The organism is Sedimentitalea xiamensis (assembly GCF_030164465.1).
GTDB lineage: Bacteria > Pseudomonadota > Alphaproteobacteria > Rhodobacterales > Rhodobacteraceae > Sedimentitalea > Sedimentitalea xiamensis.
In genome coordinates this window covers 1-26316 of sequence record NZ_JASNJE010000001.1, presented here as the reverse complement: position 1 = coordinate 26316, position 26316 = coordinate 1, and the positions used below count along the sequence as shown (strand labels likewise).

At 65.0% G+C, this 26316-nt stretch carries 24 protein-coding genes and 2 pseudogenes; 7 read left to right on the top strand and 19 right to left on the bottom strand.

Annotated features, from left to right (window positions below):
• Window positions 1-6 precede the first annotated feature (6 nt).
• Entirely contained in the window at window positions 7-1347 is a 1341-nt protein-coding gene (locus QO034_RS00130; RefSeq protein WP_284483461.1) for a S41 family peptidase, read from the top strand.
• 283 nt (window positions 1348-1630) lie between these two features.
• On the opposite strand, the gene QO034_RS00125 is transcribed toward QO034_RS00130, so the two are convergent.
• The 4 genes from QO034_RS00125 to ilvD form a co-directional block, all read right to left on the bottom strand.
• Window positions 1631-2065, bottom strand: a complete 435-nt coding sequence (locus tag QO034_RS00125; protein ID WP_284483460.1) for a glyoxalase superfamily protein — start codon at window positions 2063-2065, stop codon at window positions 1631-1633.
• A gap of 170 nt (window positions 2066-2235) precedes the next feature.
• Complete coding sequence (locus QO034_RS00120) at window positions 2236-2610, bottom strand: hypothetical protein (protein WP_284483459.1); 375 nt, start codon at window positions 2608-2610, stop codon at window positions 2236-2238.
• A 12-nt stretch (window positions 2611-2622) separates the two neighbouring features.
• Window positions 2623-3384, bottom strand: coding sequence for a DUF6478 family protein (locus QO034_RS00115; RefSeq protein ID WP_284483458.1), 762 nt, complete (start codon window positions 3382-3384; stop codon window positions 2623-2625).
• 166 nt (window positions 3385-3550) lie between these two features.
• Window positions 3551-5314: a dihydroxy-acid dehydratase gene (gene ilvD, locus QO034_RS00110; protein WP_284483457.1), complete on the bottom strand. Its 1764-nt coding sequence runs from the start codon at window positions 5312-5314 to the stop codon at window positions 3551-3553.
• 189 nt (window positions 5315-5503) lie between these two features.
• Here ilvD and QO034_RS00105 point away from each other — a divergent pair, with 189 nt between their 5' ends.
• Genes QO034_RS00105 through QO034_RS00090 form a run of 4 tightly spaced genes read left to right on the top strand, consistent with a single transcriptional unit; the run spans window position 5504 to window position 11806 of the window.
• Window positions 5504-8623 carry an ABC transporter transmembrane domain-containing protein gene (locus QO034_RS00105; RefSeq protein WP_284483456.1) on the top strand — a complete coding sequence of 1040 codons (3120 nt, stop codon included), beginning with the start codon at window positions 5504-5506 and terminating at the stop codon, window positions 8621-8623.
• Window positions 8616-9509 carry a CPBP family intramembrane glutamic endopeptidase gene (locus QO034_RS00100; protein WP_284483455.1) on the top strand — a complete coding sequence of 298 codons (894 nt, stop codon included), beginning with the start codon at window positions 8616-8618 and terminating at the stop codon, window positions 9507-9509. Before QO034_RS00105 ends, QO034_RS00100 begins: the two co-directional genes overlap by 8 nt.
• A 60-nt stretch (window positions 9510-9569) precedes the next feature.
• Window positions 9570-10535, top strand: coding sequence for an acetyl-CoA carboxylase, carboxyltransferase subunit beta (gene accD, locus QO034_RS00095; RefSeq protein ID WP_284483454.1), 966 nt, complete (start codon window positions 9570-9572; stop codon window positions 10533-10535).
• Window positions 10532-11806: a bifunctional folylpolyglutamate synthase/dihydrofolate synthase gene (locus tag QO034_RS00090; protein ID WP_284483453.1), complete on the top strand. Its 1275-nt coding sequence runs from the start codon at window positions 10532-10534 to the stop codon at window positions 11804-11806. Before accD ends, QO034_RS00090 begins: the two co-directional genes overlap by 4 nt.
• Window positions 11807-11815: 9 nt before the next feature.
• On the opposite strand, the gene zapE is transcribed toward QO034_RS00090, so the two are convergent.
• Window positions 11816-12877: a cell division protein ZapE gene (gene zapE, locus QO034_RS00085; RefSeq protein WP_284483452.1), complete on the bottom strand. Its 1062-nt coding sequence runs from the start codon at window positions 12875-12877 to the stop codon at window positions 11816-11818.
• Between the two features lie 146 nt (window positions 12878-13023).
• Between zapE and QO034_RS00080 the strand changes: the two genes are divergently transcribed.
• A complete protein-coding gene (locus QO034_RS00080; RefSeq protein ID WP_284483451.1) occupies window positions 13024-14262 on the top strand; it encodes an MFS transporter in 1239 nt (412 codons plus the stop codon).
• On the opposite strand, the gene QO034_RS00075 is transcribed toward QO034_RS00080, so the two are convergent.
• The 7 genes from QO034_RS00075 to mbfA form a co-directional block, all read right to left on the bottom strand.
• Window positions 14263-15201: an alpha/beta fold hydrolase gene (locus tag QO034_RS00075; RefSeq protein WP_284483450.1), complete on the bottom strand. Its 939-nt coding sequence runs from the start codon at window positions 15199-15201 to the stop codon at window positions 14263-14265.
• Complete coding sequence (locus QO034_RS00070) at window positions 15183-16100, bottom strand: ornithine cyclodeaminase family protein (protein WP_284483449.1); 918 nt, start codon at window positions 16098-16100, stop codon at window positions 15183-15185. The genes QO034_RS00075 and QO034_RS00070 overlap by 19 nt, the downstream gene beginning before the upstream one ends.
• A complete protein-coding gene (locus QO034_RS00065; protein WP_284483448.1) occupies window positions 16097-16717 on the bottom strand; it encodes an HAD family hydrolase in 621 nt (206 codons plus the stop codon). Before QO034_RS00065 ends, QO034_RS00070 begins: the two co-directional genes overlap by 4 nt.
• A gap of 11 nt (window positions 16718-16728) precedes the next feature.
• Window positions 16729-17187: a YaiI/YqxD family protein gene (locus QO034_RS00060; protein WP_284483447.1), complete on the bottom strand. Its 459-nt coding sequence runs from the start codon at window positions 17185-17187 to the stop codon at window positions 16729-16731.
• Between the two features lie 4 nt (window positions 17188-17191).
• Window positions 17192-18022: an S-formylglutathione hydrolase gene (gene fghA, locus QO034_RS00055; RefSeq protein WP_284483446.1), complete on the bottom strand. Its 831-nt coding sequence runs from the start codon at window positions 18020-18022 to the stop codon at window positions 17192-17194.
• A gap of 86 nt (window positions 18023-18108) precedes the next feature.
• Window positions 18109-19038 (bottom strand): AEC family transporter, encoded by a 930-nt coding sequence (locus QO034_RS00050; protein ID WP_284483445.1) that lies wholly within the window; start codon window positions 19036-19038, stop codon window positions 18109-18111.
• Window positions 19039-19202: 164 nt separating this feature from the next.
• Complete coding sequence (gene mbfA, locus QO034_RS00045; RefSeq protein ID WP_284483444.1) at window positions 19203-20177, bottom strand: iron exporter MbfA; 975 nt, start codon at window positions 20175-20177, stop codon at window positions 19203-19205.
• Between the two features lie 131 nt (window positions 20178-20308).
• Between mbfA and QO034_RS00040 the strand changes: the two genes are divergently transcribed.
• Window positions 20309-20926, top strand: a complete 618-nt coding sequence (locus QO034_RS00040) for a TetR/AcrR family transcriptional regulator (RefSeq protein ID WP_284483443.1) — start codon at window positions 20309-20311, stop codon at window positions 20924-20926.
• 664 nt (window positions 20927-21590) lie between these two features.
• Here QO034_RS00040 and QO034_RS00035 read toward each other — a convergent pair.
• The 7 genes and pseudogenes from QO034_RS00035 to QO034_RS00005 all read right to left on the bottom strand — a co-directional run.
• Complete coding sequence (locus tag QO034_RS00035) at window positions 21591-22295, bottom strand: DarT ssDNA thymidine ADP-ribosyltransferase family protein (RefSeq protein WP_284483442.1); 705 nt, start codon at window positions 22293-22295, stop codon at window positions 21591-21593.
• Between the two features lie 585 nt (window positions 22296-22880).
• Window positions 22881-23615, bottom strand: coding sequence for an NYN domain-containing protein (locus QO034_RS00030; RefSeq protein WP_284483441.1), 735 nt, complete (start codon window positions 23613-23615; stop codon window positions 22881-22883).
• A gap of 28 nt (window positions 23616-23643) precedes the next feature.
• Window positions 23644-24078 (bottom strand): GNAT family N-acetyltransferase, encoded by a 435-nt coding sequence (locus tag QO034_RS00025; protein ID WP_284483790.1) that lies wholly within the window; start codon window positions 24076-24078, stop codon window positions 23644-23646.
• A gap of 53 nt (window positions 24079-24131) precedes the next feature.
• Window positions 24132-24464: pseudogene (locus QO034_RS00020) on the bottom strand (potassium channel family protein); the annotation flags it as partial.
• A gap of 329 nt (window positions 24465-24793) precedes the next feature.
• Window positions 24794-25396, bottom strand: a complete 603-nt coding sequence (locus tag QO034_RS00015) for a HupE/UreJ family protein (protein ID WP_284483440.1) — start codon at window positions 25394-25396, stop codon at window positions 24794-24796.
• Window position 25397: 1 nt separating this feature from the next.
• Window positions 25398-25994, bottom strand: coding sequence for a HupE/UreJ family protein (locus QO034_RS00010; protein ID WP_284483439.1), 597 nt, complete (start codon window positions 25992-25994; stop codon window positions 25398-25400).
• Between the two features lie 205 nt (window positions 25995-26199).
• Window positions 26200-26316, bottom strand: a pseudogene (locus QO034_RS00005) (S-(hydroxymethyl)glutathione dehydrogenase); the annotation flags it as partial.

The following is a 26316-nucleotide window of genomic DNA, read 5'->3' as shown; positions in this document are numbered from 1 at the left end:
ACGAAAATGAAGAAATTCGTGATGGCTGCGTTGGGCGGCACGGTGGCGGGGATCGTGGCGACGACTCAGATTGCCGGACCCTTGCTGGCTCAGGAAGGCTCCAAAGGCGGGAATGTCTATGAACAGCTGGATCTGTTCGGTGACATTTTCGAACGCATCCGGGCGCAATACGTCGAAGAGGTCGAAGCGTCGGAACTGATCGAGGCGGCGATCGACGGCATGCTGACGTCGCTGGATCCGCATTCCAGCTACCTGTCTCCGGATGACGCAGAGCAGATGCGGGTGCAGACGCGGGGCGAATTCGGCGGTCTCGGCATCGAGGTGACGCAGGAGGAAGGTTTCGTCAAGGTCGTTTCGCCCATCGACGGGACCCCGGCGGACGAAGCCGGCATGGAAGCCGGGGATTTCATCACCCATGTGGACGGCGAAAGCCTGCTGGGCCTGACGCTGGACAAGGCGGTCGAGATGATGCGCGGGCCGGTCGGATCCGAGATCGTCATCACCGTCGTGCGCGAAGGCGAAACCGAACCTTTCGACGTGTCCATCGTCCGCGATACGATCAAGCTGACCGCCGTGCGGACACGGACGGAAGGCGAAAGCGTCGTTCTGCGGATCACGACCTTCAACGACCAGACGACGCCGAACCTCGAAGCGGGCCTGAAGGAACAGATCGACGCCGCCGGCGGTATAGACAACATCAACGGTATCGTGCTGGACCTGCGCAACAACCCCGGCGGGCTGCTGACCCAGGCGATCAGCGTTGCGGATGCGTTCCTCGAGGAGGGCGAGATCGTCAGCACGCGCGGCCGCAACGTGGAAGATGGCGAGCGGTTCAATGCCACGCCGGGGGATCTCGTCCAGGGCAAGCCGATCGTGGTGCTGGTCAACGGCGGGTCCGCATCGGCTTCGGAAATCGTGGCCGGGGCGTTGCAGGACCACCGGCGCGCCATCGTCGTCGGCACCAAGAGTTTCGGCAAGGGGTCTGTTCAGACCGTGATGCCGCTGCGCGGCGACGGCGCGATGCGCCTGACCACGGCGCGCTATTACACGCCGTCGGGCCGGTCGATCCAGGCGCTCGGGGTGTCGCCGGACATCGTCGTGGCGCAGCCGCGCCGCAAGCCCGACGCCGAGGAGGAAGAAGATCCCACCACCGCGGCACGGATGCGTTCGGAAGCCGACCTGCGCGGTCGTTTGAACAACGACAGCCTGTCCGAGGACGAAGTGCGCCAGATCGAGGAAGACCGCGCCAAGGCGGAGAAGGCCGCGGAACTGCGGGAAGAGGATTACCAGCTGGCCTATGCGATCGACATCCTGAAAGGTCTGTCGGCACTGGGTCCGAACGACTGACCTGCCGCGCGTTGCGACGGATCGGATGACAAGGCCGCGCCCCCGGAGGCGCGGCCTTTTTCGTGGCCGGGTCGCGCAACGGGGCGCGCGGTGTTTTCCCGCCGGGGGCGCGAATCGCCCGTTAACCCTGGGGATCCTGGCGAAACCGGGCTGTGCAGGGCGTGCAGACCGCGTGCATACGGCGTGCATACGCGGGGCCTCATATCCGGCCCCGAGGCCGGGTTAACGGCGCGCGCGCGGCCTTTCGTCACCAAAGGATGAACGCGCGCCGCGGGTCCCGGTGTCAGGCCGGGTCGAGCACCAGATGCGGCTGGCCGTCCGAGGTCTTTTCCACTGTCCGGCCTCTGCGGTCGATGACCGCCGAGACCTGGGTGCGGAAGTTGGACATGCCTTCGAACCGGATCACATCGACCGGGGTTTCGAACCGGAGGGTGATCCGGTAGTGAGTCCCGCCCGCCATTTCGCGCAGGCCGATGATGTCGCCCTGGAACCGCTGGCCAAGATAGGTGCCGCTGACCCGCTGGTCGAGATGGAACGGAACCGGCGGCGCGTTGCCGATGCTGGCGTGCAGGGTGTTCCAGTCGCGGTGTCCCAGCTGGCGGGCCAGGAGTTCGAGCGACTGGCTGTGCGACACCGCGTGGCCGGACCCGGCGAGCGCGGTTCGCAGCGCTTTCGCCTGGATCTTGAGATCGGCGAGGGAGAGCGTGGGATGGGACATCAAAAACCTCTTTCATGTTCTGATGCGGAATTGTGCTGGTGCTCGCGTTGCCAACGGACCGCAGAACTGAAGTCGGTTGATCCTGTCTGTATGAGCTTCACCGTGGCTGTGCCTGCGAGCGGCGGGTGCCCATGACCCTGCGCGCCAGATAGGGGCGCGGGCCGCGCCCGTCAAGAGGCGCCGGTATCCCGGCAATGCTGGCGAAAGGCGCGCTTCAGCAGATCGAGTTCGGCCCGCAGCAGATCGAGTTCGGCCCGCAGGTCGTCCGCCGCGGCGTCACCGGCGATCAGGGTGAAGTCCCCCAGCTTCCCGCCGGTTTCCGCATCCTGAACGACGAAGGTATGAACCCCGTCCGCGATGGCGTCGGATGGGACCGGAATGAAGATGTCCCATTGTCCCGAGGCATCGGCGGGGGAAACGGTCACGCCCGGAAGCGGCCCGTCCCTGTAACGGACCCGCACCTCCGGCGGGGTGCCTGCGCTCCGGCCACTGGCGAGGCGGCCGTGCCAGACGCCGTTGAGAAATCGAATTTTCGTCAGGGTCATGGCTGTTTCCTGTCAGAGAGCGGCGCGCGGATACCGGGCGAAGGTCAGATCGCGCAGGATGATCTGGTTCATCCGCGGTGTTTCGAGGATCAGGTCGAGCCAGATGCCATTGATGCGCCTGTCGTTGATCCGCGAACAGGCGAGGTCGAATTCGAGCGAGGCGTCCCGTTTCCTTTCGGGAATTCCGAGAACCAGCTGTTCGACGTTCGGGCCGTGCGCGATGTTGAGGCGGGCGAGAACCGCCGAGGGCCGTTCCTGTTCGATGACCGTGTCCACGCGGACGAGATGGAACAGGCTCAGCCCGTCGCATGCTTCCTTCGGAAGATCGACCACCAGCGAGAGGAACGATCCGTCAAAGTGAAACGCGTCGAGCCGCAGGCCGAAGGGGGCGAGGTCCCGTTCGCTCCGGTTCCGCACCTGGCGCAGGGTCAGTTCCGGGTTAGCGGAGTCGTGGAACAGCTTGACGTCATCGCTCAGGCTGAACTTGTCCGGGATCGGGGAAATCCCCGGTATCGGCAAGGGACCCCGCCAGGGGGCCGGACGCCAGGACCAGTCGGTGCCGTGCGGGCGGAAAAAATGCGAAGAGCCGATGGCCGGCAATGCCAGCCGCCCGTCCGCCGCGTGGATCAGCCGGTCAAGACTGTTGCGCAGGGCGCGGGCCTCTGTCCGATGTGCGCGCAGATCCGGAAGCGATGCCTGTTCCGCGGTCCCGGCCAGGCGTTTCCACCGGCGCAAGGCCAGTGTCTGCAACAGTCGATCCCAGGTTTTGCCCATCAGTCATCCCATCGCGGTCCGCGAAGCGTCGGCGTCTGGTCAGTATGTAGCGAAAGGTTGATCGACAGTTAAACCCGGAAGTCCGGGCGGCGGGCATTTCCCTGCCGTGGTGCGGCCATCGCGGTGCCGGTGGCGGCCAGGGCGTCGCGCCCTGGCCGCGATGGTTCTACAGGTCCATGTAGATGTGCTTTTCCTCGTCGCCGCCGGGATGGGTCACCGCGCCCTTGTAGGTGGCGCCGACCAGCTGGGCGTATTTCCACAGCGCGCCGGAAGCGTAGATCGTGTCGCGCGGGCCTTTCCAGTGGGCCTTGCGGGCGGCGAGTTCCTCGTCGGTCAGATTGACGCTGATCTCGCCGTTTGGCGCGTCGATGGTGATGATGTCGCCATCCTTCAGCAGGGCGATGGGGCCGCCCTGCGCCGCTTCGGGGCCGACATGGCCGACGCAGAAGCCGCGGGTCGCGCCGGAGAACCGGCCATCGGTGATCAGCGCCAGTTTCTTGCCCATGCCTTGGCCCGAGAGCGCGGCGGTGGTGGCCAGCATCTCGCGCATGCCGGGGCCGCCGGCGGGGCCTTCGTTGCGGATGACGATGACCTCGCCTTCCTTGTAGGCGCGGGCCTTCACGGCTTCGAAGGCGTCTTCCTCGCATTCGAAGACGCGCGCCGGACCGGTGAAGACCTGGTTTTCCGGGGCGATGCCCGCGACCTTGACGATGGCGCCTTCGGGGGCGAGGTTGCCCTTGAGGCCGACGACGCCACCAGTCTTGGTGATCGGCGTGTCGATCGGGTAGATCACGCGCCCGTCGGCCTCGCGGTCGATCCGGTCGAGTTCCTCGCCGATGGAGCGGCCCGTCGCGGTCATGCAGTCTTCGTGGATCAGGCCCGCCTTGCGCAGTTCCTTCATCACGACGGGGATGCCGCCGGCGTCGTAGAGATCCTTGGCGACGAACTGGCCGCCCGGTTTCAGGTCGACGAAATAGGGGGTGTCGCGGAAGATGTCGCAGACGTCTTCCAGGAAGAAATTGATCCCGGCCTCGTGCGCGATGGCGGGCAGGTGCAGCCCGGCGTTGGTGGAGCCGCCGGTGCAGGCCACCACACGGGCGGCGTTTTCAAGGCTCTGGCGGGTGACCACGTCGCGGGCGCGGATGTTCTTTTCCAGGAGGTTCATCACCGCCTGGCCCGAGGCTTCGGCATATTGATCGCGGGATTCATAGGGCGCGGGCATGCCCGAGCTGTTCATCAGAGCGAGGCCGATCGCCTCGGAGACGCAGGCCATGGTGTTGGCGGTGAACTGGCCGCCGCAGGCGCCGGCGCTGGGGCAGGCGACCCGTTCCAGCATGTCGAGCGCGGCGTCGGACAGGGTGCCGTTCTGGTGCCGGCCCACGGCTTCGAACATGTCCTGCACGGTGAGGTCGCGGGTGCGGAAATCTTCGGGGATTTCAGCGACCTGCGGCGCCTTGCCCGGCAGGATCGAGCCGCCGTAGATGAACACGGAGGGCGTGTTCAGCCGCACCATCGCCATCATCATGCCGGGCAGGGATTTGTCGCAGCCCGCCAGCCCGACCAGCGCGTCATAGCAATGCCCGCGCATGGTGAGTTCGACGGTGTCGGCGATGGCCTCGCGGCTGGCGAGGCTGCTGCGCATGCCCTCGTGGCCCATGGCGATGCCGTCGGTGACGGTGATGGTGGTGAATTCGCGCGGCGTGCCCGCTGCCGCCTTGACCCCCAGCTTGACCGCCTGGGCCTGCCGGTTCAGCGAGATGTTGCAGGGCGCGGCCTCGTTCCAGCAGGTGGCGACGCCGACCAGCGGCTGGTGGATTTCCTCGTCGCTGATGCCCATCGCATAGAGATAGGACCGGTGCGGCGCGCGCTCGGGGCCTTCGGTCACGTGGCGGCTGGGCAGTTTCGTCTTGTCGAACGGACGCTTGAGCATGGCGGGTCTCCGGTAAGATTGGCTGCCCTCGGGAATAGCTGCGCACCCGTAAAGGCACAAGAGCGAAGGCGGACCGCGCAGGACCAATCCTTGAAATCGGCCGGGCGCGTGTATACCGTCAGTCAGTCAGCCGCCGGGACCGGGCGTTCCTGTGACGAAGAGATGTAGCGCAGCGCCGAGGACCGGGTGATGGAACCCACACTGTTTTCCTTTATCTGGAAGTATTCGAAGCGCCAGCAACTTGTCCTGTTGCTGATGACGCTGATCACCTTCCCGTTCATCTACGCGTCGCTCGAACTGCCGAAGATGATCATCAACGACGCGATCGGATCCACGTTGCCGACGGTCGGGCTGTGGGGATACGAGATATCGCAGGTGCAGTATCTGCTCGTCCTGTGCCTGGCCTTTCTCGGCACGGTGCTCGCCGCCGGTCTGTTGAAGATGCGGGTCAACACGATGAAGGGCGTGCTGAGCGAACGCTTGCTCCGGCGGCTGCGCTATCTTCTGATCAGCCGGATGATGCGGTTTCCGCGCCCTTATTTCCAGAACACCAGCCAGGGCGAACTGGTGTCGATGATCACCTCCGAAGCGGAGCCGATGGGCGGGTTGATGGGCGACGCGGTGGCGCAGCCCGCGTTCCAGTTCGGCCAGATGATGACCATCGTGTTCTTCCTGTTCATGCAGAGCTTCTGGTTCGGGCTGGCGTCCATTGCCCTGATCCCGTTGCAGGCCTGGCTGATCCCGAAGCTGCAACGCCAGATCAACCTGCTGAACAAGGACCGCATTCAGGAGATCCGCCACCTGTCCAGCGAGATCGGCGAAAGCGCCGCCGGCATCAGCGATCTGCGGGCGAACGGCGGCTGGCGTTACCGGCTGGCGATGCTGACCGACCGGCTGGGGCGGCTGTTCGAGATCCGCTTTCAGATCTATCAGAAGAAATTCTTCATGAAGTTCCTGAACAACACGATCACGCAGATGACGCCCTTCGCGTTCTATCTGGTGGGCGGCTATCTCGCGATCCGGGGCGACATCACGGTCGGGGCGCTGGTGGCGGCGATCGCGGCCTACAAGGACCTGTCGAGCCCGTGGAAAGAGCTTCTGACCTATTACAACCAGGTGCAGGACATGAGCCTGCGCTGGGAGGTCGTGACCGAACGGTTCGCGCCGCGGGGCATGATCGACGAAGGGCTGTTCGAAGGCGAGCCGGCGGAGATCCCGCATCTGAAGGGTGAAATCGAACTGAAGAACGTGACGGTGCGCGATGCCGAAGGCAACACCGTTCTGGAAGACATCGACCTGACGATTCCGCCGGGGGCCCGCGTGGCGATCCAATGTTCCAGCACCGTCGAACGTGCCGCCTTTGCGCATCTGCTGATCCGCGAGGTCCTGCCGGTCCGGGGCCATGTGACGCTGGCAGGGCAGGATCTGGCGGAGATGCACCAGGCGGTGATCGCGGCGCGGATCGGCTATGCCCATTCCCGCCCCTACCTGTTTGGCGGGACGCTGGGCGACAATCTTCTGATGCCGCTCAAGATCAAGCCTCAGCCGGTATCCTGCGACCCGAAGGAGCGGAACCGGGCCGCGAGAGAGGCCCGGAAATCCGGCAACAGCCTTGATGTGCTGGACGCCGACTGGGTCGATCCGGGACTGGCCGGGCTGAAGGATGGCGAGGACATTCGCGACTGGTGGTTCCAGCTTGTCGGCGCGATGGGGATCGACGAGGCGATGTTCCGCCGCACCCTTCGGTCGCGGTTCGACCCGCTTCAGCATCCCAGGCTGGCCGGCGAGATCGTGGACCTGCGCGAAGAGGTGCACGAGAAGCTGAAGGAAAAGGGACTTGACGAGTGCGTGCACCGCTTTGAACCGGACCGGTTCAACCCGTCGATCCCGCTGGGCGGCAACCTTTTGTTCGCGGCCCCCGCGCGCAGGATCAGCCAGGAGGTGCTGGCCGGAAACCGGGCGTTCATCCGCATGCTGCATGAACAGGGCCTGGCCAAGGAAGGCCTGACGATCAGCCAGGCGGTGATGGACATCCTGGATCAGACCTTTGGCCGCGACGGGATCGACCACCCCCTGTTCCGGCGTCTGGGCATGGAGGACGAGATGTACCTGCGTCTGTCCGATATCGCCCGCAAGCGCCGTGACCGCGGCGACGAGGCCCTGAACGAGGAGGAACTGGCGCTGCTGCTGACGGTGCCGTTCCTGCTGACCGCGGAACAGATCGGGCCGAGCTTCCCGGACCGGTTCAAGGAAGAGATCGTGGCGCTGCGCAAGACCAAGGCCGAGGAATTGCGCAGCCACGTGGGCGACATGTTCGTGGCGGTGACGCCGGATGTCTATGTGCCGCGTCTGACGGTGTTGGAAAACGCCCTTTACGGGCGCGTCGCCATGATGGCCGGGGCCAGGGCCGAAGAGATCGAGAACGTGGTGGCCGAGATATTCGCCGGGCACGGTTTGCGCCAGAAGGTCACGGCGATCATGTACGACCTGCCCACGGGGCTGGGCGGGGCCAATCTGCCGACCGTCTTTCAGGAACGCGCCGCGTTCAGCCGGGCGTCGATCAAGCGGCCGGATATCCTGATCCTCGACAAGATCCTGGCGAGCCATGACAGCGAAAGCCGTCACAAGACCCGGATGAGCCTGCGCAACCTGTTGCCCGATACGACCATGATCTTCATGGAAGACCGGTTCAGCCATCCGGATTCCTATGACATGTTCGTCGAGATCAAGGGCGGCCGGATCGACGGCGTCGCCCGGTCGGTGGCGGACGATCCCGACGGTGCCGGAACGAAAGACCTGCGCCGCAAGCAGAAGGCCATCGCCTCTGCCGATCTGTTCGCCGGTCTGGATGCGCGCAACCAGCGTCTGCTGGCCTTCGGCGCACAGTGGTTCGAATCCCGGCCGGGGCAGGTGATCTTTGCCCATGGCCAGCCGCCCGACGCCGCCTATCTTTGCCTGGAAGGCACCGCCGAACTGCGCTGGCCGGGCCGGCCCAGGGACGAACCGCCGATCTCGATCGTGGAGCCGGGCAGGCTGATCGGCGACCTGTCGATCATCACCCACCAGACCCGGCAGCTCGATCTCGTTTCCGTCGGCAAGTCCCGCTTCCTGCGTATCGGCGCCGATGAATTCCGCGATGTGATCGAAAGCGATGCTTCGGTGGCGCTGCGCCTTCTGGAAGCGGTCGCCGGGAACCTGGTGAAAGTGTCCGAGGTTCTGTCCAACGCCAAGATCGATTATCGCGACCTGGTCAGCGGCGGAGACATCCCGGAGGCGCTGGATCAGGTCATGGATGAACTGGATGGATAGATCGCCCTACGCACCGCATGAACGGCTGGTCGCGCCGGCGCGGCGGCACCCGGAGGTCTGGCGGCTGATCGTCGGATTGTTGCTGGTGGCGGCGGTCGCCATCGCCTTCAGCCGGGGCGCGCAGGCGGTCCTGTTCGGTCTGGCGCCGGGGCTGATGCAATCCCCGCAGGCGTTTCAGGACGGCAACACGCCGGTGTCGCTGCTGGTGCTTCTGGGCAGTTTCGGGTTCGTGAGCCTTGGCGTGATGATCGCCGCGCGGATCGTGCAGCGTCGCCCGCCGCTGGGCGTCATCGGGCCGTTTCCGCTGGCCCTGCGGCAGTTCTGGCAGGTGTCGCGCTGGCTGCTGCTCCTGGCCCTGACCGTCGCCCTGCTGCCGCCCTACGACATGGGGGCGGAACTGCGGACGAACCTGCCGCCGCAGGTCTGGGTCCAGCTCCTGCCGCTGTCGCTGGCGGCGGTTCTCATCCAGACCTCGGCGGAGGAGATCCTGTTCCGGGGCTATGTGCAGCAGAGCCTTGCCGCGCGTTTCAAGAGCCCGCTGGTCTGGATGGCGCTGCCGTCGGCGCTTTTCGCGCTGGGCCACTACCTGCCTGCCGAAGCCGGGGAAAACGCGGTTCTGATCGCGCTGTGGTCCGGTGCCTTCGGGCTTTTCGCGGCGGATCTGACGGCCCGGTCCGGCACGCTGGGGCCGGCCATCGCGCTGCATCTCTTCAACAATGTCACGGCGCTGCTGTTCGTTGCCCTGCCGGACAGCCTGAGCGGGCTTGCGCTTTACACCCTGCCGTATTCCATGTCGGACACCGGAGCCCTGCGCAGCTGGCTGGCGGTGGATTTCGCCCTGCTGATCGTCGGCTGGCTGGCGGCACGGGTTGCGATCCGGCGCTGATTGCATTTCACTGACAGGGCGCTTATCTGGGCGCGAGTATCCGCCAGCAGGGGCAACGCGATGAACTGGATCACCAACTACGTCCGCCCGAGGATCAATTCGATCTTTTCGCGGCGCGAAATGCCGGAGAACCTGTGGCAGAAATGCGATGAATGCGGCACCATGCTGTTCCATCGGGAACTGAGCGACAACCTGAACGTCTGCACAAGCTGCGGGCATCACATGGTGATTGCGCCGCGGGCCAGGTTCCAGAACCTGTTCGACGGCGGCGTGTTCGCGGAAATCCCCGTGCCCGATCCGATCGCCGACCCGCTGCTGTTTCGTGACCAGAAGAAATATCCCGAGCGCCTGAAGGCGGCGCAGAAATCGACCGGCGAAAAAGAGGCGATGCTGGTCGCCTCCGGGGAACTCGGGCGCACGCCGATCATCGCCGTGGCGCAGGATTTCAGTTTCATGGGCGGGTCGATGGGCATGTATGTCGGCAACGCCATCATCGCCGCGGCGCAGGAGGCGGTGAAACTGAAACGGCCGCTCATCCTGTTTTCCGCCGCCGGGGGCGCGCGGATGCAGGAAGGAATCCTGTCGCTGATGCAGATGCCGCGCACCACGGTCGCGGTGCAGATGCTGAAGGAAGCCGGTCTGCCCTATATCGTCGTGCTGACCCATCCGACCACCGGCGGGGTGACGGCCAGCTACGCGATGCTCGGCGACGTGCAGATCGCCGAACCCAATGCGCTGATCTGTTTCGCCGGGCCGCGGGTGATCGAGCAGACGCTGGGAGAGCGCCTGCCGGACGGGTTCCAGCGCGCGGAATACCTGCTGGATCACGGCATGCTCGACCGCGTGACGCCGCGCACCAGGATGCGCGACGAACTGATCCAGATCGTTCGCCTGCTGATGGGGCTGCCGCCGGCGGTGCGCGGCGATCTGCCGGCCCCCGCCGCCCCCGCGCCCGAACCGGAAACGAAGCAGGCGGCGCCCGAATCCGTTCCGCCCGCGTCTCCAAAGTCCGACAAGACGCCATGACCGCGGCCGGATCGGACGTCATCCTCGAACGGATGATGGCCCTGCACCCCAAGATCATCGACCTGACGCTGGATCGGGTCTGGCGTCTGCTCGCGGCCCTGGGCAACCCGCAGGACGCGATGCCGCCGGTCATCCATGTCGCGGGCACCAACGGCAAGGGATCGACGCTGGCGATGATCCGGGCCGGGATCGAAGGGGCGGGCCTGTCCGCCCATGCCTATACCAGCCCGCATCTGGCCCGGTTTCACGAACGGATCCGGGTGGCCGGAACGCTGATCGGCGAAGCGGAACTGACGGCGGTCCTAGATGAATGCTACACCGCCAATGGCGGCGATCCGATCACCTATTTCGAGATCACGACCTGCGCCGCCCTGCTGGCCTTTACCCGGACGCCGGCGGATTTCACCCTGCTGGAGGTCGGGCTGGGCGGGCGGCTGGATGCGACCAATGTCTGTCCGGTCCCGGCGCTCACGGTGATCACGCCGGTGTCCATGGACCACGAACAATACCTCGGCGACACGCTGGCAAGGATCGCGTTCGAAAAGGCCGGTATTCTCAAGCGCGGCGTTCCCTGCATCGTCGGGCCGCAGGAGCCGGAAGCGCAGGACGCGATCGAGGACGTGGCCGCGCGGGTCGGTGCGCCGCTCCTGTGCCATGGACAGCACTGGCATGTCGCGCGGGAACGCGGGCGGCTGGTGTATCAGGACGAAACCGGATTGCGCGACCTGCCGTTGCCGAACCTGCTGGGGGAGCATCAGGTTTTCAATGCCGGGGCCGCGCTGGCGGCGCTGCGGCATCTCGGCCTTGGCGATGACGCCTACGAGGCGGCGGTCACACGGGCCGAGTGGCCCGCGCGGATGCAGCGGATCGTGCGCGGGCCGCTGGCCCGGTCGGCGCCGGAGGTGGAACTCTGGCTGGATGGCGGGCACAACGCCGCTGCCGGCATCGCCCTGCAAAAGGTCCTGTCCGAGCTTCCGAAACGGCCGACCTACCTGATCTGCGGCATGCTCAACACCAAGGATGTCACCGGCTATCTGCGCCCGCTCGCGGCAGAGGTCGAGGGCCTGACCGCGGTATCCATTCCGGGCGAGTCCAACACACTGCCGTCAGAGGCGACGGCCCGCGCGGCCCGTTCGGTGGGGATGCGCGCCGACGAGGCGGAGAGCGTGGCCGAGGCGCTGCGGCGGATCGCGGAACAGGCGCCGCAGGCGCGGGTGCTGATCTGCGGGTCGCTCTATCTGGCGGGCGGGGTGCTGCGCGACAACGGCTGAACCGCCGGTTCAGAGCGCCCAGCCGGCGGATTGCATTTCCCGCAACCGGGATGCGGTGCGTTCGAATTCGAAAGTGCCTTCGCCTTCGACATAGAGCATTTCCGGCTGATCGGCGGCGGAGGCGATCAGGCGCACGCGCGCTTCGTAAAGCGCGTCGATCAGGGTGACGAAGCGTTTGGCTTCGTTGAAGTTCTGACGGGACAGGCGCGGGATGTCTTCGAGGATCAGGACCCGGACCGCGGCGGCGAGTGCAAGGTAGTCCGCGGGGCCGAGCGCCGCGCCGCACAGATCGTAGAACGTGGCGCGGGCGACGCCGTTGACGAACCGCGGGATCGTGACCTCGCGCTTGTTGACGTGCAGGGTCAGCGGTTCCGCATCGTCGCCCCCGAGATCCTGCCATATCGCGCCGATTTCGGACCGGGCTTCGGGGCCGATGGGGGTGAAATAGACCTGCGCGCCCTGCAAACGGTTCTGCCGGTAATCCGTCGGGCTGGCGAGTTCGTGCACGACCATGCGGGTCTTGATGAGGTCGATGAAGGGCAGGAAAAGCTGCCTGTTCAGCCCGTTCCTGTAGAGATCGTCCGGCACCCGGTTGGAAGTCGTGACGACGACGATCCCGGCGTCGAAGAGTTTTTCGAAGAGACGGCCGACGATCATCGCGTCGGTGATGTCGGTGATCTGCATCTCGTCGAAGGCCAGAACGCGGGACGAGGCGATCACGTCTTCCGCCACCGGACCCAGCGCGTCTTCGTGGCCGGCCTTGCGGGCGGCGTGCAACCCGGCATGGATTTCCTGCATGAAGGCGTGGAAATGGACACGCCGGTTCGGGATGTCTCCCAGGGACTCCACGAACAGATCCATCAGCATGGATTTCCCGCGTCCCACGCCGCCCCAGAGATAGAGACCGGGTATCACCGGGCCGCTGGTCTTGCGGAACAGCTTGCGTTTCCGCGGCGCTTCCAGCGCCGCCGAGATCCGGTCGAATTCGGGAAGGACCGCTTCCTGGACCGGGTCGTGGTGCAATGCGCCGTCTGCGATCCGCGCGGTATAGAGGGCCGTGGCGTTTGACATTGGCAAGCCATAGCGCGGGCGGAAAGGCTTGGAAAGCGCCCCCGGCGGGATTGCATCAGTGCCGGTGAAGCGACGGGACAAATCTTCTGAATTGACGTCGGTCGAAAATATCTTAACCAGTGAACCATTTCCACCGGAGGGTCACGATGGATCAGAATGCGCGCCTTTTCACCCCGGTCCTGCTTGTTGGCTGTGCCATCATCCTGGTCAATTTCGCGATTCGCGGCTCCTACGGTGTGTTCCAGATCCCGATCGCCGAGGAGTTCGGCTGGCTGCGCACCGAATTCTCGCTGGCCATCGCGATCCAGAACCTGGCCTGGGGCATCGGGCAGCCGATCTTCGGGGCGCTGGCCGAAAAGATCGGGGATCGCAAATCCATCATCGCGGGCGCGGTCATCTACGCTCTCGGGCTGCTGTTGTCGGCGCAGTCGGTCACGCCGTTCGAGCACCAGGCCTATTCCTGGCTGGTGGGATTCGGCATCGCCGGCACCGGGTTCGGGGTCATCCTCGCGGTGGTGGCGCGGGCCGCCAGCGACGAGAACCGCTCGATGTCGCTGGCGCTTGTCACCGCGGCCGGCAGCGGCGGGCAGATCGTCGGGGCGCCGCTGGCCGAATGGATGCTGACCTTCCTGCCCTGGCAACAGGTCTTCGTGGTCTTCGCCGTCGCCATCCTCGCGATGATCTTCACCCTGCCCCTGATGCGCGCCCCGGCCCGCCCCGATACCGGGCAGATCGATCAGCGCATGGGCCAGGCCCTGGTTCAGGCGCTGCGCGACCCGTCCTTCATGATGATCTTTCTCGGCTTCTTCAGCTGCGGCTACCAGCTCGGCTTCATCACCGCGCATTTCCCCGCCTTCGTGACCGAGCTCTGCGGCCCGATCCAGCCCGGCGGCCTCCTGCACGGCATCGGCATCACCACCACCTCGGCCCTGGGCGCAGTGGCGATATCCCTGATCGGGGCCGCCAATGTCGCCGGCACCCTGATCGCCGGCTGGGCCGGCAACCGGTACTCCAAGAAATACCTGCTGGCGGGCATCTATACCGGCCGCACGATTGTCGCGGCGGCGTTCATCCTGCTGCCGATCACCCCCCTGTCGGTGGTGCTGTTTTCGGTGTCAATGGGGGCGCTGTGGCTGGCGACGGTTCCGCTGACCTCGGGTCTGGTCGCCCATATCTACGGGCTGCGCTACATGGGCACGCTCTATGGGCTGGTGTTCTTCAGCCACCAGGTCGGCAGTTTCCTCGGCGTCTGGCTCGGCGGGCGGCTCTATGACATCCATGGCGACTACACGCTGGTCTGGTGGATCGGGGTGGCGGTCGGCGCGTTCAGCGCGCTGGTCCATCTGCCGATCCGCGAGCGCCCGATGACGGCGGCGATGGCCTGATCACCGCCCGAGCGCGTCCCGGACAAGGGCGACGACCGCGCCGGTGTCGGTGTAGGGCAGGCCGTGACCGCCAGTGGCGATCACCTCCTGGCGGGTCTCGGGATTCCATGCGGCCAGCCTTTCCCCGGCCGATGCGGGGATGACCGGGTCGCGGCCGCCCCAGATCGCCAGCACGGGAACGCCCGCGTCGCGCAGGCGCTCGTGTTCGCCCCGCGATGTCCCGCGCAGGATGCCGCGCAGGCTGGACAGAACCGCCGGGATGAACCCGCGGCGGTCCAGTTCGCGCTGTTGCAGATCGACGATTCCCGGAACCGATGTCGGCAGGGCGCGTTCGGTTTTGGTGTGGAGACGGTGCTGGCGCGGATAGAAGGCCAGCATCAGCCAGTCGCCGATGATCGGCGTCTTGGCGATGAAGCGGGTGAGGGCATTGGCTTGCAACGCCATTCCCGCCGGCGTGATCAGTACCAGATGACGAACCCGATCCGGATGCGCGGCGGCATAACAGGCCGCGATGGCTCCGCCCATGGAATGGCCGACGAGCACGAAATCGCTGGTGATCTTCTGGTCGTCCAGCAGATCCTGCACTTGCCGCAGAAAGAACGCGGCATCCTGAACCCCCGGCGCATTGTCGGAATAGCCGCGACCGTAAAGGTCGAAGGTCAGAACCCGGTAGCCGAGTTCCGCCAGCGCCGCCGCGCACCCGTTCCACACGAAGGACGGGGTGGTCAGCCCGTGCACGCAGACGACGACCGGTCCCTTTTCCGGCCCGGTCCAGCGATAGTGGGTCACGCCCTGCGACAGAACCGCGAACCGGCCCGGCGCGTCCGTGCGGGCCGCGGCGTCGATTTTCCGACGCCGGGTTTCCCGCCAGACCGGCAATGCGGCGAGCAAGGCCACGCCCGCCAGAAGGATCGCCCAGATCACAGCGCCGCTTGCCATCTTTCAAGGATGTAGCGGCTGGTCATCAGGTCCAGATGCGCGCCGCCGCCGTTCTTGAACACCGTGATGTCGTCAGGACCGTTCCGGGTGAAGGCGGCGAGGTCGTAGAAATCGGCGACCAGGTCGTCTTTCGAGATGACTCCCTGATCCAACGGGATCTGGATTTCGCCGATATGGCCGATGGTGGTGTCGAAACTGTCCACGAAGATCCGCCCGCGCGTCAATGCGGTGTCGTCCGCTTCGCGCATGTCGGGGCGGTAGGCCCCGATCAGGTTGAGATGCTGGCCGGGGCGCAGCCAGTCGCCCCGGATCACCGGGGTCGAGGACATGGTCGCGGTCACGATGATGTCGCTGGCCCGCACCGCCTGTTCCAGATCCTCCGCGACGGCGACGCCCGGCAGGGTTGCGGCCAGTTCATCCGCCTTGGCGCGGGTGCGGTTCCAGAGCGTGATCCCGGCATCGGGGAACCCGGCGGAAAAGGCGTCGCAGAGACCGGTGCCGACGGTTCCGGCGCCGACGATCAGGATGCGCCCGCTGTCGGGCCGGGCCAGCCGTGTCGCGGCCAGCAGGCTGTCGCCCACGGTCTTCCATTTCGTGACGAGGTGAAAGTCGACAAGTGCTTCGATGGTGCCGTCGCGGTCGGAATAGAGGCAGACGGCGCCGTTGACCATCGGGTCGCCGCGTTCGGGATTGCCCGGAAAGATCGTCGCCGTCTTGACGGCCATGCCCATGCCGTCGATCCAGGCGGCGCGCGACAGGAGCGTGTCCGGGTCCCGGTAGAGAAACGTGTCGCCGATCGCGGCCTTGGGAAGATCGTGGCCGCGGGCGATCGCTTCGGCCAGCCCGGTCCAGTCCAGCAGGGCCTCGCCCTCGTCGAAAGGGATGAATGGAACGGTCATGCGGCTTCCTTTTCGTTCAGCAGGCCTTCGGCCACCAGCCGCGCGGCCAGACCATCGGGGCCTTCGAAGAGGTGGGTCTGCCAGCCGCGGCTGGCGGCCATGGCGATATTGTCGGGCCGGTCGTCGGTGAACAGCAGCGCGTCCGGCGCGATGCCGCTGTCGGTTTCGACGATCTCGTAGATTTTCGGGTCGGGCTTGATGACCTTCAGGTGGCCGGAAATATACTGCCGGTCGAATTCGCGCAGGAACGGATAGTGGGTGGCGGCGTAGTCAAAGCTCTGGACGCCGAAATTCGTGAGCGAATAGACCGGCACGCCCCTGGCGCGCAGGGCCCGCAGCAGGCGGACCGACCGCGCGATCTCCGGTTGCGCCAGTTCGATCCAGTGATCGTGCCACATGCGGATCTCGGCCCGCCAATCGGGATAGGCGTCGGCGGTGGCATAGATCGTGTCGGTGAAATGCCCGCCCAGGTCGACGCGGTCGTTCATGCCGTGCAGGTCGACCCTGTCGAACATGGCGCGGCGGCGCTCCGCGCCGATGGCGCGATCATAGAACCGTTCAGGTTGCCATTCGATGAGAACATTGCCGATGTCGAAAACGACGGCCTGCGTGGGCATGGTGATTGGTCCTATCCGTTTCGGGCCGCGGCCCGGATTGCGCGTTCCAGCGCGTCAAGGAAACGGGAGCGGTCCGCCTTTGTAAAGCCCTTGCCCGACCCGCCCGCGCCCAGCGGATTGGCGGCGCGCAGGTCGGCCATGAGGTCCCGCATCGCAAGCTGCTGGCCGATATTCGCGGCCGTGAAAGCCTCGCCATTGTGGCGCAGCACCTGCGCGCCGGCGGCGACGCATTTCGCGGCCAGCGGGATGTCTCCTGTCACCACCACGTCCCCCGGCCCGCAGCGGTCGGCGATCCACATGTCGGCCACGTCCGGGCCGTCGGGCACGATCACGGTCTCGACCAGCGGATTGGCCGAGGGGCGCAACCCGCCGTTGGACACGACGAACATGCGCAACCCGTGACGGGTCGCGACGCGCTCGGCCTCTGTCTTGACCGGGCAGGCGTCGGCGTCGATGTAAAGCGCCGCCAAGGGATCAGGCCCAGAGCGCCTGGGCGTGAAAGGCGATGTGGTCTTCCATGAAGGAGGAGACGAAGAAATAGCTGTGATCGTAGCCCGGCTGCAGGCGGAATGTCGCGGGCTGGCGGCGTTCGGCGATGGCGGCGGCGAGCGTTTCCGGGCGCAGCAGGTCGATGAACTGGTCGTCGCTGCCGGTGTCGATCAGGATCGGACCGTCAAACCCGGCCTTGCACATCATCAGGCTGGCGTCGTGTTTTTCCCAGGCCGTTTCGTCGTCGCCCAGATAGGCCGAAAGCTGCTTGCGGCCCCAGTCGGCCCCGGTCGGATTGCAGATCGGCGAGAAGGCCGAGACGGACCGGAAGCGGCCCGGCAGGTTCATCGCCAGCGTCAGGGCGCCATGCCCGCCCATGGAATGGCCGGTGATCGACTGGCGGTCGGGGTCGATGGCGAAGTTTTCGGTCAGCAGGTCGGGCAGGTCCCGGCTGACGTAGTCCCACATGCGGAAATGCGGCGACCAGGGGTCCTGCGTCGCGTTGACGTAGAAACCGGCGCCCTGCCCGAGATCGTAGGCCTCGTCATCGGCCACGCCCGGACCGCGCGGCGAAGTGTCGGGAAAGACGAGGGCGATGCCCTGATCCGCGGCCCAGGCCTGCGCGCCCGCCTTGGTCATGGCGTTTTCATGGGTGCAGGTGAGGCCCGAGAGATACCAGAGCAGCGGCACCGGGCCGTCCCTGGCCTCGCGCGGGAGGAACAGGCCGAAGGTCATGTCGCACTGGCAGGCGGCTGAGGCATGGCTGTAGACGCCCTGAACGCCGTCAAAACAGGTGTTTTCCGAGATCGTTTTCATGATGGGCAAGTCCTTTCTGCCGGGTTTCCATGTCAGCTAGCGGCGGTTTGGCCCGGCGTAAAGGCCGGGAGCCCGATGCGGCGGCATCAGGACCCCGTGACCCAGGCCACGATGGCCGGGAAGGTCAGGATGCTGACGGCGGTGGATACGAGAATGGCCGCGGACACCCGGTGCGGGGCGATGCCGTAATGCTGCGCCAGCATGTAGACGTTTCCGGCCACGGGCATGGCGGCGGCGGCGATCACGACGGTCGCGGAAAACGGGTCCAGCGGGAACAGGAACAGGACGGCGGCGCCGACGAAAAGCGGGTGCAGGATGAGTTTGCAGAAGGTGAGCCAGCCCGCGATATAGAGCCGCTCGGCGGATTTGCTGGCCAGCGACGCGCCGATGGCGAAAAGCGCGCCGGGGGTGGCCGCGCCGCCCAGGATGGCGAGGAAATCGTTCATCGGGTCCGGGATCGGCAGGGCCAGGGCCGACCACGAGAGGCCCAGAACGACCGAGACGATCATCGGGTTCTTCACCAGGCCCAGCGCGATGGTGCGCCCGATCGACCAGCTGATGCGCCCGTCGCGCGCGCCGCTGATCAGGATCACGATCAGGCTGGAGAACACGATCAGGTCGGTGGCCAGAACCAGCATCAGCGGGCCGATGGAGTCCTCTCCGAACAGCAGCACGAACATCGGCAGGCCCAGGAATCCGACATTGCCGATCACCGCGCATTGCGCCTCGATCGCGGCGGTGGACAGGTCGAGCCTGCGCAGGAAGCCGACGATGGTGGCGATCCCGTAGACGAAGGCGGTGCCCCAGAGATAGCCGGCGATCAGCCGGCCGTCGAAGACCTCGGCCAACCGGAGGTTCGCGGCAAAGCGGAACAGCATCGCCGACAAGGCGAAATAGAAGACGAACTTGGTCAGGTAGGCGGTCGCCTCTTCGCTGAAGAACCGTGTGCGACCGGCCCAATACCCCAGTCCGATGATGGCAAAGAACGGCAGCGTTCGCAGGAAGATTTCGAGCATGGGGCAGGGTTAACGGGCCGCGTGGCGGGCCGCAAGATGGCGCGGCGGCGATGTCGGGGTTCGTTGCAGTCCTGCCAGATTCTTGCCGGGAACCGGAGAGATCGAGCGGGACCGGGAATCGGGCCGCCGAGCCGGGGATTCGACCGGATGTGCGGCCTCACGCCCTAGCCGCTGCCGATCAGGATGCCGGCGGCAAGAACCAGAGACCCGCCCAGAACCACCTGAAAGACGGCGCGAAAGAACGGGGTGTCCATGTATCTGTTCTGGATCCACGCGATCGCCCAGAGTTCGAAGAACACGATGGCGAAGGCGATGGCGGTGGCGGTCCAGAATTCGGGGATCAGGTAGGGCAGGGCATGGCCCAGCCCGCCCAGCGTGGTCATCACGCCCGAAGCCAGACCGCGCTTGACCGGCGAGCCGCGCCCCGACAGTTCGCCGTCGTCCGATGCCGCTTCGGTGAACCCCATCGAGATACCGGCCCCGACCGAGGCGGCGACGCCGACCAGAAAGGTGGTCCAGGTGTCCTGCGTGGCAAAGGCCGTGGCGAAGATCGGCGCCAGCGTCGAAACCGACCCGTCCATCAGCCCGGCAAGCCCCGGCTGGACCCAGGTCAGGACGAACTGGCGATGGGCGGCCATGTCCTCGTCGTCGCGCGTGGCCGCGTCGAGATGCGCATCCGCCAGTTCGCCGGCGGTGGCCTGATGACCCGCCTCGGCGGCGGCCAGATCGCCCAGCAGCTTGCGCGTCGCCGCGTCTGACGTGCGGGCGGCGGCCGACAGGTAGAACCGTTCCGCGTCGCGCTCCATCGCCTCGGCCTCCTCGCGAATCCTGTCCAGCCCGAGGTTTTCCACCAGCCAGACCGGCCTGCGGTTGTAATACCCGGCCACGTGTTCGCGGCGGATCAGGGGGATGGTCTTGCCGAAGCGGCGCGTGTGCAGGTCGATCAGCCGGGCGCGGTGCTCGTCTTCCTCGGCGGCCATGCCGTCGAACAGTTTCGCGCTGGCCGGATAATCCGCGCGCAGGTTTTCCGCGTAGCCCCGGTAGATGCGGGCGTCGTCTTCTTCCGAGGAAATCGCCAGGGCAAGGATCTCCTGTTCCGACAGATCCCGAAAGCGTTTGCGTTGAGCCATGAATCGCATGAGCATCCTCACTTAGAACTATTCTAAACATATCCATGGCGCCGGGAATGACAAGCGGCGACATGACGGGTGTTGTTGAAACTGAACCAATCGGTTTATGTTGGGTGCGGACCAATCCGCAGGGAGACAAGATGAGCCATCCGGGGACCATCCTGCGCACCGGGCGCAAATTCGACCAGGTGCTGGTCGGTGCGCGCGAAGTGTTCATGACGGATGGATTCGAAGGCGCGAGCGTCGATGACATCGCGAAGGCCGCGGGCGTGTCCAAGGCGACGCTCTACAGCTATTTTCCCGACAAGAGGCTGCTGTTCATCGAAGTGGCGACGACGGAATGCACCCGGATGGCGGACCGGGCGCTGGACCTGATCGACCAGAGCAAGCCGCCACGCGAGGTGCTGACCATCGCCGCGGGGCAGATCGTCCCCTTCCTGCTGTCCGATTTCGCGCAGCAGGTGTTCCGCATCTGCGTGGCCGAACGGGAACGGTTTCCCGAACTGGGCCGCGCCTTTTTCGCCAGCGGGCCGGAAATGGGGTGCAACCGCCTGATGGCCTATATGACCGAGGCGAAGGCGCGGGGCGAACTGGCGATCGACGATCTGGAAATGGCGGCGGAGCAGTTCTCGGAACTGTGCAAGGCCAAGCTGTGGGTGCGGGCGGTGTTCGGCATCCAGACGCGTTTCACGCAGGCGGAGATCGACGACGTGGTGGAGAACGCCGTGGACACCTTCCTCGCCCGCTACGGGGTGTGAGGCCGCCCCCGACATCTTGTGCCCGATGTTCGACTGACCCGATTCGAGAGGTTAACGCCCTTGGATTACAGGCGAATCGGGGTGTGCCATGCGTACATACGCCGTACACATCCCGTGCACAGACGATGCACGCCGCTTGTGGGTGGGACGGGTGTTAACACAAGGGGCGGTGCAAAGGTTGAGGCGGGGTTGATGTTGCAAAATGTGATTGGAGGCGTAGCGCGCCTTCTTGTGGAGTCAAAGCGGCCCTTTCCGGACAACTGCCACCGACCCTGATGCTGCGCTGCCGCCCGTCGTTCCGGTCATTCAACTCAGCCACAAATCCGGGCGGTGAACAAATCTGTGTCGTACTGGGTGGACACTATTGACGCCGCACTGAGCGGGCCGGATAGGAACTATGCTTGCGAAGATCTGAGGTCTTCAAGGTAGCCTCCAAGTTCGTCGCCATAGCCCCAGCCGGTATTGGCAACGCGTTGATATTCTTTTTCCAGCCGATGCAACCAAGTTGCCGTTAGTTCCGGGTCGGCTTGCGCAGATAATTTTTTCACAATTGCACTGTTCCCCAACCTTGGGCCGCCGAAAGCTGGAATTTTCCGGCTGTCTCACGATGACGGGCTGGTTGCGCCATCGGGACAATGCTGATATTGCCTTATCGAATTCCGGGTCAATCAATCTTGGAGTAACTGAGTGATCCGTCCGGGCCGGGTCTCCAAATATAGCCAGGAGGGTCGTAGTCGTAGGGTTGGTAGTCACACATGCGATCTGACTGAGATTCTACATTTCGCTCCTCGCCAGGCAGGGATTTAAGTGCGTCGTCCACCACTACGGCAATCTTGTAACCCCAGACTTCGGCTCCGGTTATGTGATGCGGAGCAATACGTTCCAAGACCTGCACCTCAGCGTGCGGATCAAGCGGATGGCTCGGCGGCCGGTTGTCACTAATGATATACGGAACGTGACGCCCACGGCGGGTAAACATGTCCTCAAAAGCCTGATCATCAGACAGCGCTCCACCCCGAAGAATTTCGGTCTTGGCAGCGTTGGTGTATGCAAACCGACAACGATTGTTCCAAAGTATCTCTGGACTCAAATGAAGCAGGACCCATGCAACATCCCCTGATAGACGGCGATATTTGGCTTTCATCATCTCGAAGTTGGGCTGCTCGATAGACAATGAAATAGCCTCACGAAGTCTATCAATCCTCTCTGAAGCGCTTATTCGAGTCGCTATGCTCCGGATAGCCATGTCAGCTCGCGACAGAAGCCCATGCTGGACGATTGATTCTACGTTCTCCAATGCTGTGAAGTGAAGGAGCTTCGTGATACCACGCCTCTGAGCGATTTCACGAATACTGTCTGCTGCGCTCATGCTCCGATGCCCTCGGGCCATTTGCAGTGTATGCACCATTTGCGCATTACCGATTTCGCGAGGCGAACGCACGATATATGCCAAAGATAACAATAATTGCTACCACTGCCAAGAAAATGGTATCGAAAATATTGCTGCTGCCAAGCTGCTCTTCAATCGCCGAGGGAACACGCATCTGTCGATCCTGATTCTTTCTTGATTAGAGACTATTCGAACTGAAGCGACAATTCCGCAGCGTCTGGCCGACCCTGTGTCTGTGCACGTAGCACCTGAGCCCTAATCCCTAAGCCGCAGCAATCCCGCTACATTCCTTGGATGTAACTTCTAATTGGGGCGAGTAGCAAGGCCGTCGGGAGTAGTGCTTTATCGAGCCAGCTGGTGCGTGTTCTCCCGTAGGTCAAGCGGGTGACGCTGTGGATTCCCGGCTGAATGTCCGCTTCCGCAGTGGTCCGAACGTGCTGTCGCACCTGCGGCGAACGACGATAATCCGCCCATCCGAGCCGTGCCAGCGCCGGAACGGCGGCCCTTGATTCCGTGCCTTTGGAGTGAGTGGCTGGTGCGGCGCTGGGATGGTTGGATCGTGGCCTAATCCAACCGGCGGACGAGGATCTGGTTGCCTTCGCCGCGCTTGGTTTCGAAGAGTTTCAGGGTACCGATCAGGTCGCTGAGCTTGCGTTTGCCGTAGCTGCGCGTGTCGAAATCGGGGTTGGCGGCGGTGATGTACTGGCCGATCTGGCCCAAGGTGAACCATTCGTCGTCCTGCTCGATCGCGTCCATGGCGCGGATCACCAGCTTGGACGGGTCTTCGAGCGGGGCGGGGGCGTCGCCGGACTCATCGGGTCTGGCCGGTTTCGGCTTCTGTTTCTGCGGCTCGGCGACCAGGTTCTCGACATAGATGAAGCGCTTGCAGGCCTTGACGAAGGCGGCCGGCGTCTTGCGCATGCCCATGCCGAACACGTCGAGCCCCTGTTCGCGGATGCGGCTGGCGAGCCGGGTGAAATCGCTGTCCGAGGAGATCAGCACGAAGCCGTCGAAGCGCCCGGAATGCAGGATGTCCATGGCGTCGATCACCAGCGCGATGTCGGACGCGTTCTTGCCGGTGGTGTTGGCGAATTGCTGGTGCGGCACGATGGCGAGCTGGGCGAGCTTGTCCTTGCTCCAGCCCTGCGGGCCGCCGCCGGCGAAATCGCCGTAGATGCGGCGGATGCTGGCCTCGCCGAGGGAGGCGATTTCCTCGAACATCGCCTCGGCGAATTTGGCCGAGATGTTATCTGCGTCGATCAGGACGGCGAGGAGCGGGGGTTTGGTGGGGTTGGTCATGAGTCTGCCTATCCGAGTGGCGGGCGCGTCACAAGCGGCGATACATCACCAGCGCGTCGACATAGCCCTTTTGCGGGTGGCGGAAGGCGCCCGGCAGGCGGCCCACGGTGGCAAAGCCCGCGCGGGTCCAGGTGTCGATGGCGCGGGTGTTGGTGGCGACGACGAAGTTGAACTGCATGGCGCGGAAGCCCGCCGCGCGGGCCGTGGTCAGGGCGTGGTCGAGCATCGCCCGCGCCACGCCCTTGCCGCGTGCGGCGGGGGCGGTGACGAAGCCGCAGTTGCAGACATGGGCACCACCGCCGGGCTGGTTGGTCTTGAGGTAGTAGCTGCCGAGCGGGGTGCCGTCCTCCCCGGCGAGAAAGGTGCCGTGATCGGCGCCGCACCAGTAGGCGAGCGCGTCCTCGCGGCCGATGTCCGGGTCGATCGCATAGGTGTCGCCTGCCCGGAACACCGGGCGGAGCATGGCCCAGAGCGCGTCGTCGTCGGCGCCGCGCAGGGCCGGGCGCAGGATCAGGGTCAACTCAGCCCCTCCGTCTCGATATGGATCACCTCGCCGCAATGCTTGCAATGCACCGCTTCGGCCTCGTGCAGCACCAGCCCGCAATGGAGGCAGGGCTGGCGCAGCTTGTCGGGGCGGAACAGCACCTGGATCAGCCGCAGGAACAGGGTGACGCCGAAGATCATCACCACCACCGAGATCAGGCGGCCGGTGGTGCCCGGCAGGGTGATGTCGCCGAACCCGGTGGTGGTCAGCGCGGTGACGGTGAAATAGAGCGCGTCGGCATAGTTCCGGATGTCGGGATTGACGAGATGCTGGGTGGCACGGACCAGCCCGGTCATCACGAAGAGGATCGTCACGATGCCGAAGATCAGGATCGCGTAGCGGAACCGGTAGGCCCGGTCGCTCTCTCCCTCGTAGAGCCCGCGCAGCTTGTTCCGAGTGCCGCTCAATCCTGCCCCCTGGCTGTTTCGCCCGAGTGTTCGCCAATGCGCGCCGCGATGCAAGAATGTCGATCATATGGCGGGAACGCGCCTTGTCCGCAGGTGGAGGCCGAAGCCCCGGCCTGCGGGCGGTCGCGCCGCAGATCGCGGGGGAAGGCCGGGCTTTCGTGGGGTTTGTGAAATCAGGCGGGGATGTCACGCGATGCGGGACCGATCTCCCTGTTTTCCGGTTGCGGCTAGGTTTCCCCGGCGGCAAGCCCCAGAGAGAACATCAAGAGCGAAATCGCCCCGAGCCAGGCCGACAGCACCCTGAACGCGATTCCGACCCAGGGCCATGTATAGCGCTCTCTGATCGCCAGGCTGATCCCGGCGAGGTACAGCAAACCGATACTTGCGCCAACGATCGACCCGGACATGGTGAACAGCCGATCCCGAACCGGCCCATCGTCCGGGATCGAGGCGACGCCGATCAGAAAGCCTCCTGCCGCAACCAGGACGACCGCCAGGACATGGAGCCTGCCCGGCACGAGCGCGGCCAGCGCACAGGCCGCGAAGGCTGCCGCGAACATCGCCGCATCAAGCTCCGCGATATCCGGAGCGACGACGAGCCCCACAATGCCGGAGATCGGGAAGACGACGAGGCGATATCTTTCCGTCTCGGTGGCAAATCCGCCTGCGAGAAGTCCCAGGCCGATCGTCAACAACACTTGCGAGGGCGTCGAGAACGGGTGCAGAAGCCCGGTATAGAACCCCTTGATTCCGGGGATCGGGCTATGCGCATGGGCCGGGCCGGCCGCCAGGACGAATGGAAGCCAGGCCAGACGCCAGGCTTTGATCACGTCAGGCGACGCCGCTGAGGAAGGCGATCCCGGCAAAGGCAATCAGTCCACCCGCGCCCCGGACCGCCACACGCCCTGCCGGCCACCGGATGAGCAGGCCAAAGGCGATACCGGCAAGATGCAGCAACCCGGTCGATATCACGAAGCCGACCGCATAGGCGAAGGGGTTGACCGTCGCCGGAAGCTCGGTGCCATGGGCATAGCCGTGAAAGATTGCGAACGCGCCGACGATCACGGCGGACATCCAGATCGGCGGTTTCAGGGCGAAGACAATCATCAGACCCAGCACGACGGCGGACAGCGCGATGCCGGTTTCGATCGCGGGCACGGGAATGCCGATGATACCGGCGACGGCGCCGAATGCCATGACAAGCGGGAAGACGACCGGCAGGATCCAGATTGCGGGCGCTCCGAGGAATGCGCCCCAGAGACCCACGGCCACCATCGCCGCGACATGATCCCAGCCGAGGATGGGATGGGTAAAACCGGCAACGAAGCCTCCGCCATATCCCTCGCCGGTATGGGCGAGCGCCGGAAAGGTCGCACTGAAATAGGCCAGGGCAATCGCCATGAGGGTGAGCGTTGCGCGGTTCGGCATGGGAAACCTCCTTGAGGCGACGTTTGATCCCGGATTTTCTACGTTACCGGAAAAAGGAACTCAACCGGAGTTGGTTGGCGGTATCGGGTCCGAATCCGGATTTCGCGATTTGCAGCCGCCGCAGGGGCCGGCGGCTGCTTGGAGAATAGTTGGGGGCCGGGCCGAAACCCGTGTCGGGCTGGCATCCCGGCCCAGGGCCGCCGCCTCAAAACTCGACGACGGCGCGGATGGATTTGCCTTCGTGCATGAGGTCGAAGCCCTTGTTGATGTCCTCGAGCGCCATGGTGTGGGTGATCATCGGGTCGATCTCGATCTTGCCGTC

Excerpts from the sequence above, each read along its gene's own strand:
- QO034_RS00090 (WP_284483453.1), top strand. The coding sequence starts at position 10,532 with ATGACCGCGGCCGGATCGGACGTCATCCTCGAACGGATGATGGCCCTG.
- fghA (WP_284483446.1), bottom strand. The coding sequence starts at position 18,022 with ATGAAAACGATCTCGGAAAACACCTGTTTTGACGGCGTTCAGGGCGTC.
- QO034_RS00050 (WP_284483445.1), bottom strand. The coding sequence starts at position 19,038 with ATGCTCGAAATCTTCCTGCGAACGCTGCCGTTCTTTGCCATCATCGGA.
- QO034_RS00075 (WP_284483450.1), bottom strand. The coding sequence starts at position 15,201 with ATGGCAAGCGGCGCTGTGATCTGGGCGATCCTTCTGGCGGGCGTGGCC.
- QO034_RS00065 (WP_284483448.1), bottom strand. The coding sequence starts at position 16,717 with ATGCCCACGCAGGCCGTCGTTTTCGACATCGGCAATGTTCTCATCGAA.
- QO034_RS00105 (WP_284483456.1), top strand. The coding sequence starts at position 5,504 with ATGGAACCCACACTGTTTTCCTTTATCTGGAAGTATTCGAAGCGCCAG.
- QO034_RS00130 (WP_284483461.1), top strand. The coding sequence starts at position 7 with ATGAAGAAATTCGTGATGGCTGCGTTGGGCGGCACGGTGGCGGGGATC.
- mbfA (WP_284483444.1), bottom strand. The coding sequence starts at position 20,177 with ATGCGATTCATGGCTCAACGCAAACGCTTTCGGGATCTGTCGGAACAG.
- QO034_RS00010 (WP_284483439.1), bottom strand. The coding sequence starts at position 25,994 with ATGCCGAACCGCGCAACGCTCACCCTCATGGCGATTGCCCTGGCCTAT.
- QO034_RS00035 (WP_284483442.1), bottom strand. The coding sequence starts at position 22,295 with ATGAGCGCAGCAGACAGTATTCGTGAAATCGCTCAGAGGCGTGGTATC.
- QO034_RS00115 (WP_284483458.1), bottom strand. The coding sequence starts at position 3,384 with ATGGGCAAAACCTGGGATCGACTGTTGCAGACACTGGCCTTGCGCCGG.
- QO034_RS00025 (WP_284483790.1), bottom strand. The coding sequence starts at position 24,078 with ATGCTCCGCCCGGTGTTCCGGGCAGGCGACACCTATGCGATCGACCCG.
- ilvD (WP_284483457.1), bottom strand. The coding sequence starts at position 5,314 with ATGCTCAAGCGTCCGTTCGACAAGACGAAACTGCCCAGCCGCCACGTG.
- zapE (WP_284483452.1), bottom strand. The coding sequence starts at position 12,877 with ATGTCAAACGCCACGGCCCTCTATACCGCGCGGATCGCAGACGGCGCA.
- QO034_RS00030 (WP_284483441.1), bottom strand. The coding sequence starts at position 23,615 with ATGACCAACCCCACCAAACCCCCGCTCCTCGCCGTCCTGATCGACGCA.
- QO034_RS00080 (WP_284483451.1), top strand. The coding sequence starts at position 13,024 with ATGGATCAGAATGCGCGCCTTTTCACCCCGGTCCTGCTTGTTGGCTGT.
- accD (WP_284483454.1), top strand. The coding sequence starts at position 9,570 with ATGAACTGGATCACCAACTACGTCCGCCCGAGGATCAATTCGATCTTT.
- QO034_RS00070 (WP_284483449.1), bottom strand. The coding sequence starts at position 16,100 with ATGACCGTTCCATTCATCCCTTTCGACGAGGGCGAGGCCCTGCTGGAC.
- QO034_RS00040 (WP_284483443.1), top strand. The coding sequence starts at position 20,309 with ATGAGCCATCCGGGGACCATCCTGCGCACCGGGCGCAAATTCGACCAG.
- QO034_RS00100 (WP_284483455.1), top strand. The coding sequence starts at position 8,616 with ATGGATAGATCGCCCTACGCACCGCATGAACGGCTGGTCGCGCCGGCG.
- QO034_RS00120 (WP_284483459.1), bottom strand. The coding sequence starts at position 2,610 with ATGACCCTGACGAAAATTCGATTTCTCAACGGCGTCTGGCACGGCCGC.
- QO034_RS00125 (WP_284483460.1), bottom strand. The coding sequence starts at position 2,065 with ATGTCCCATCCCACGCTCTCCCTCGCCGATCTCAAGATCCAGGCGAAA.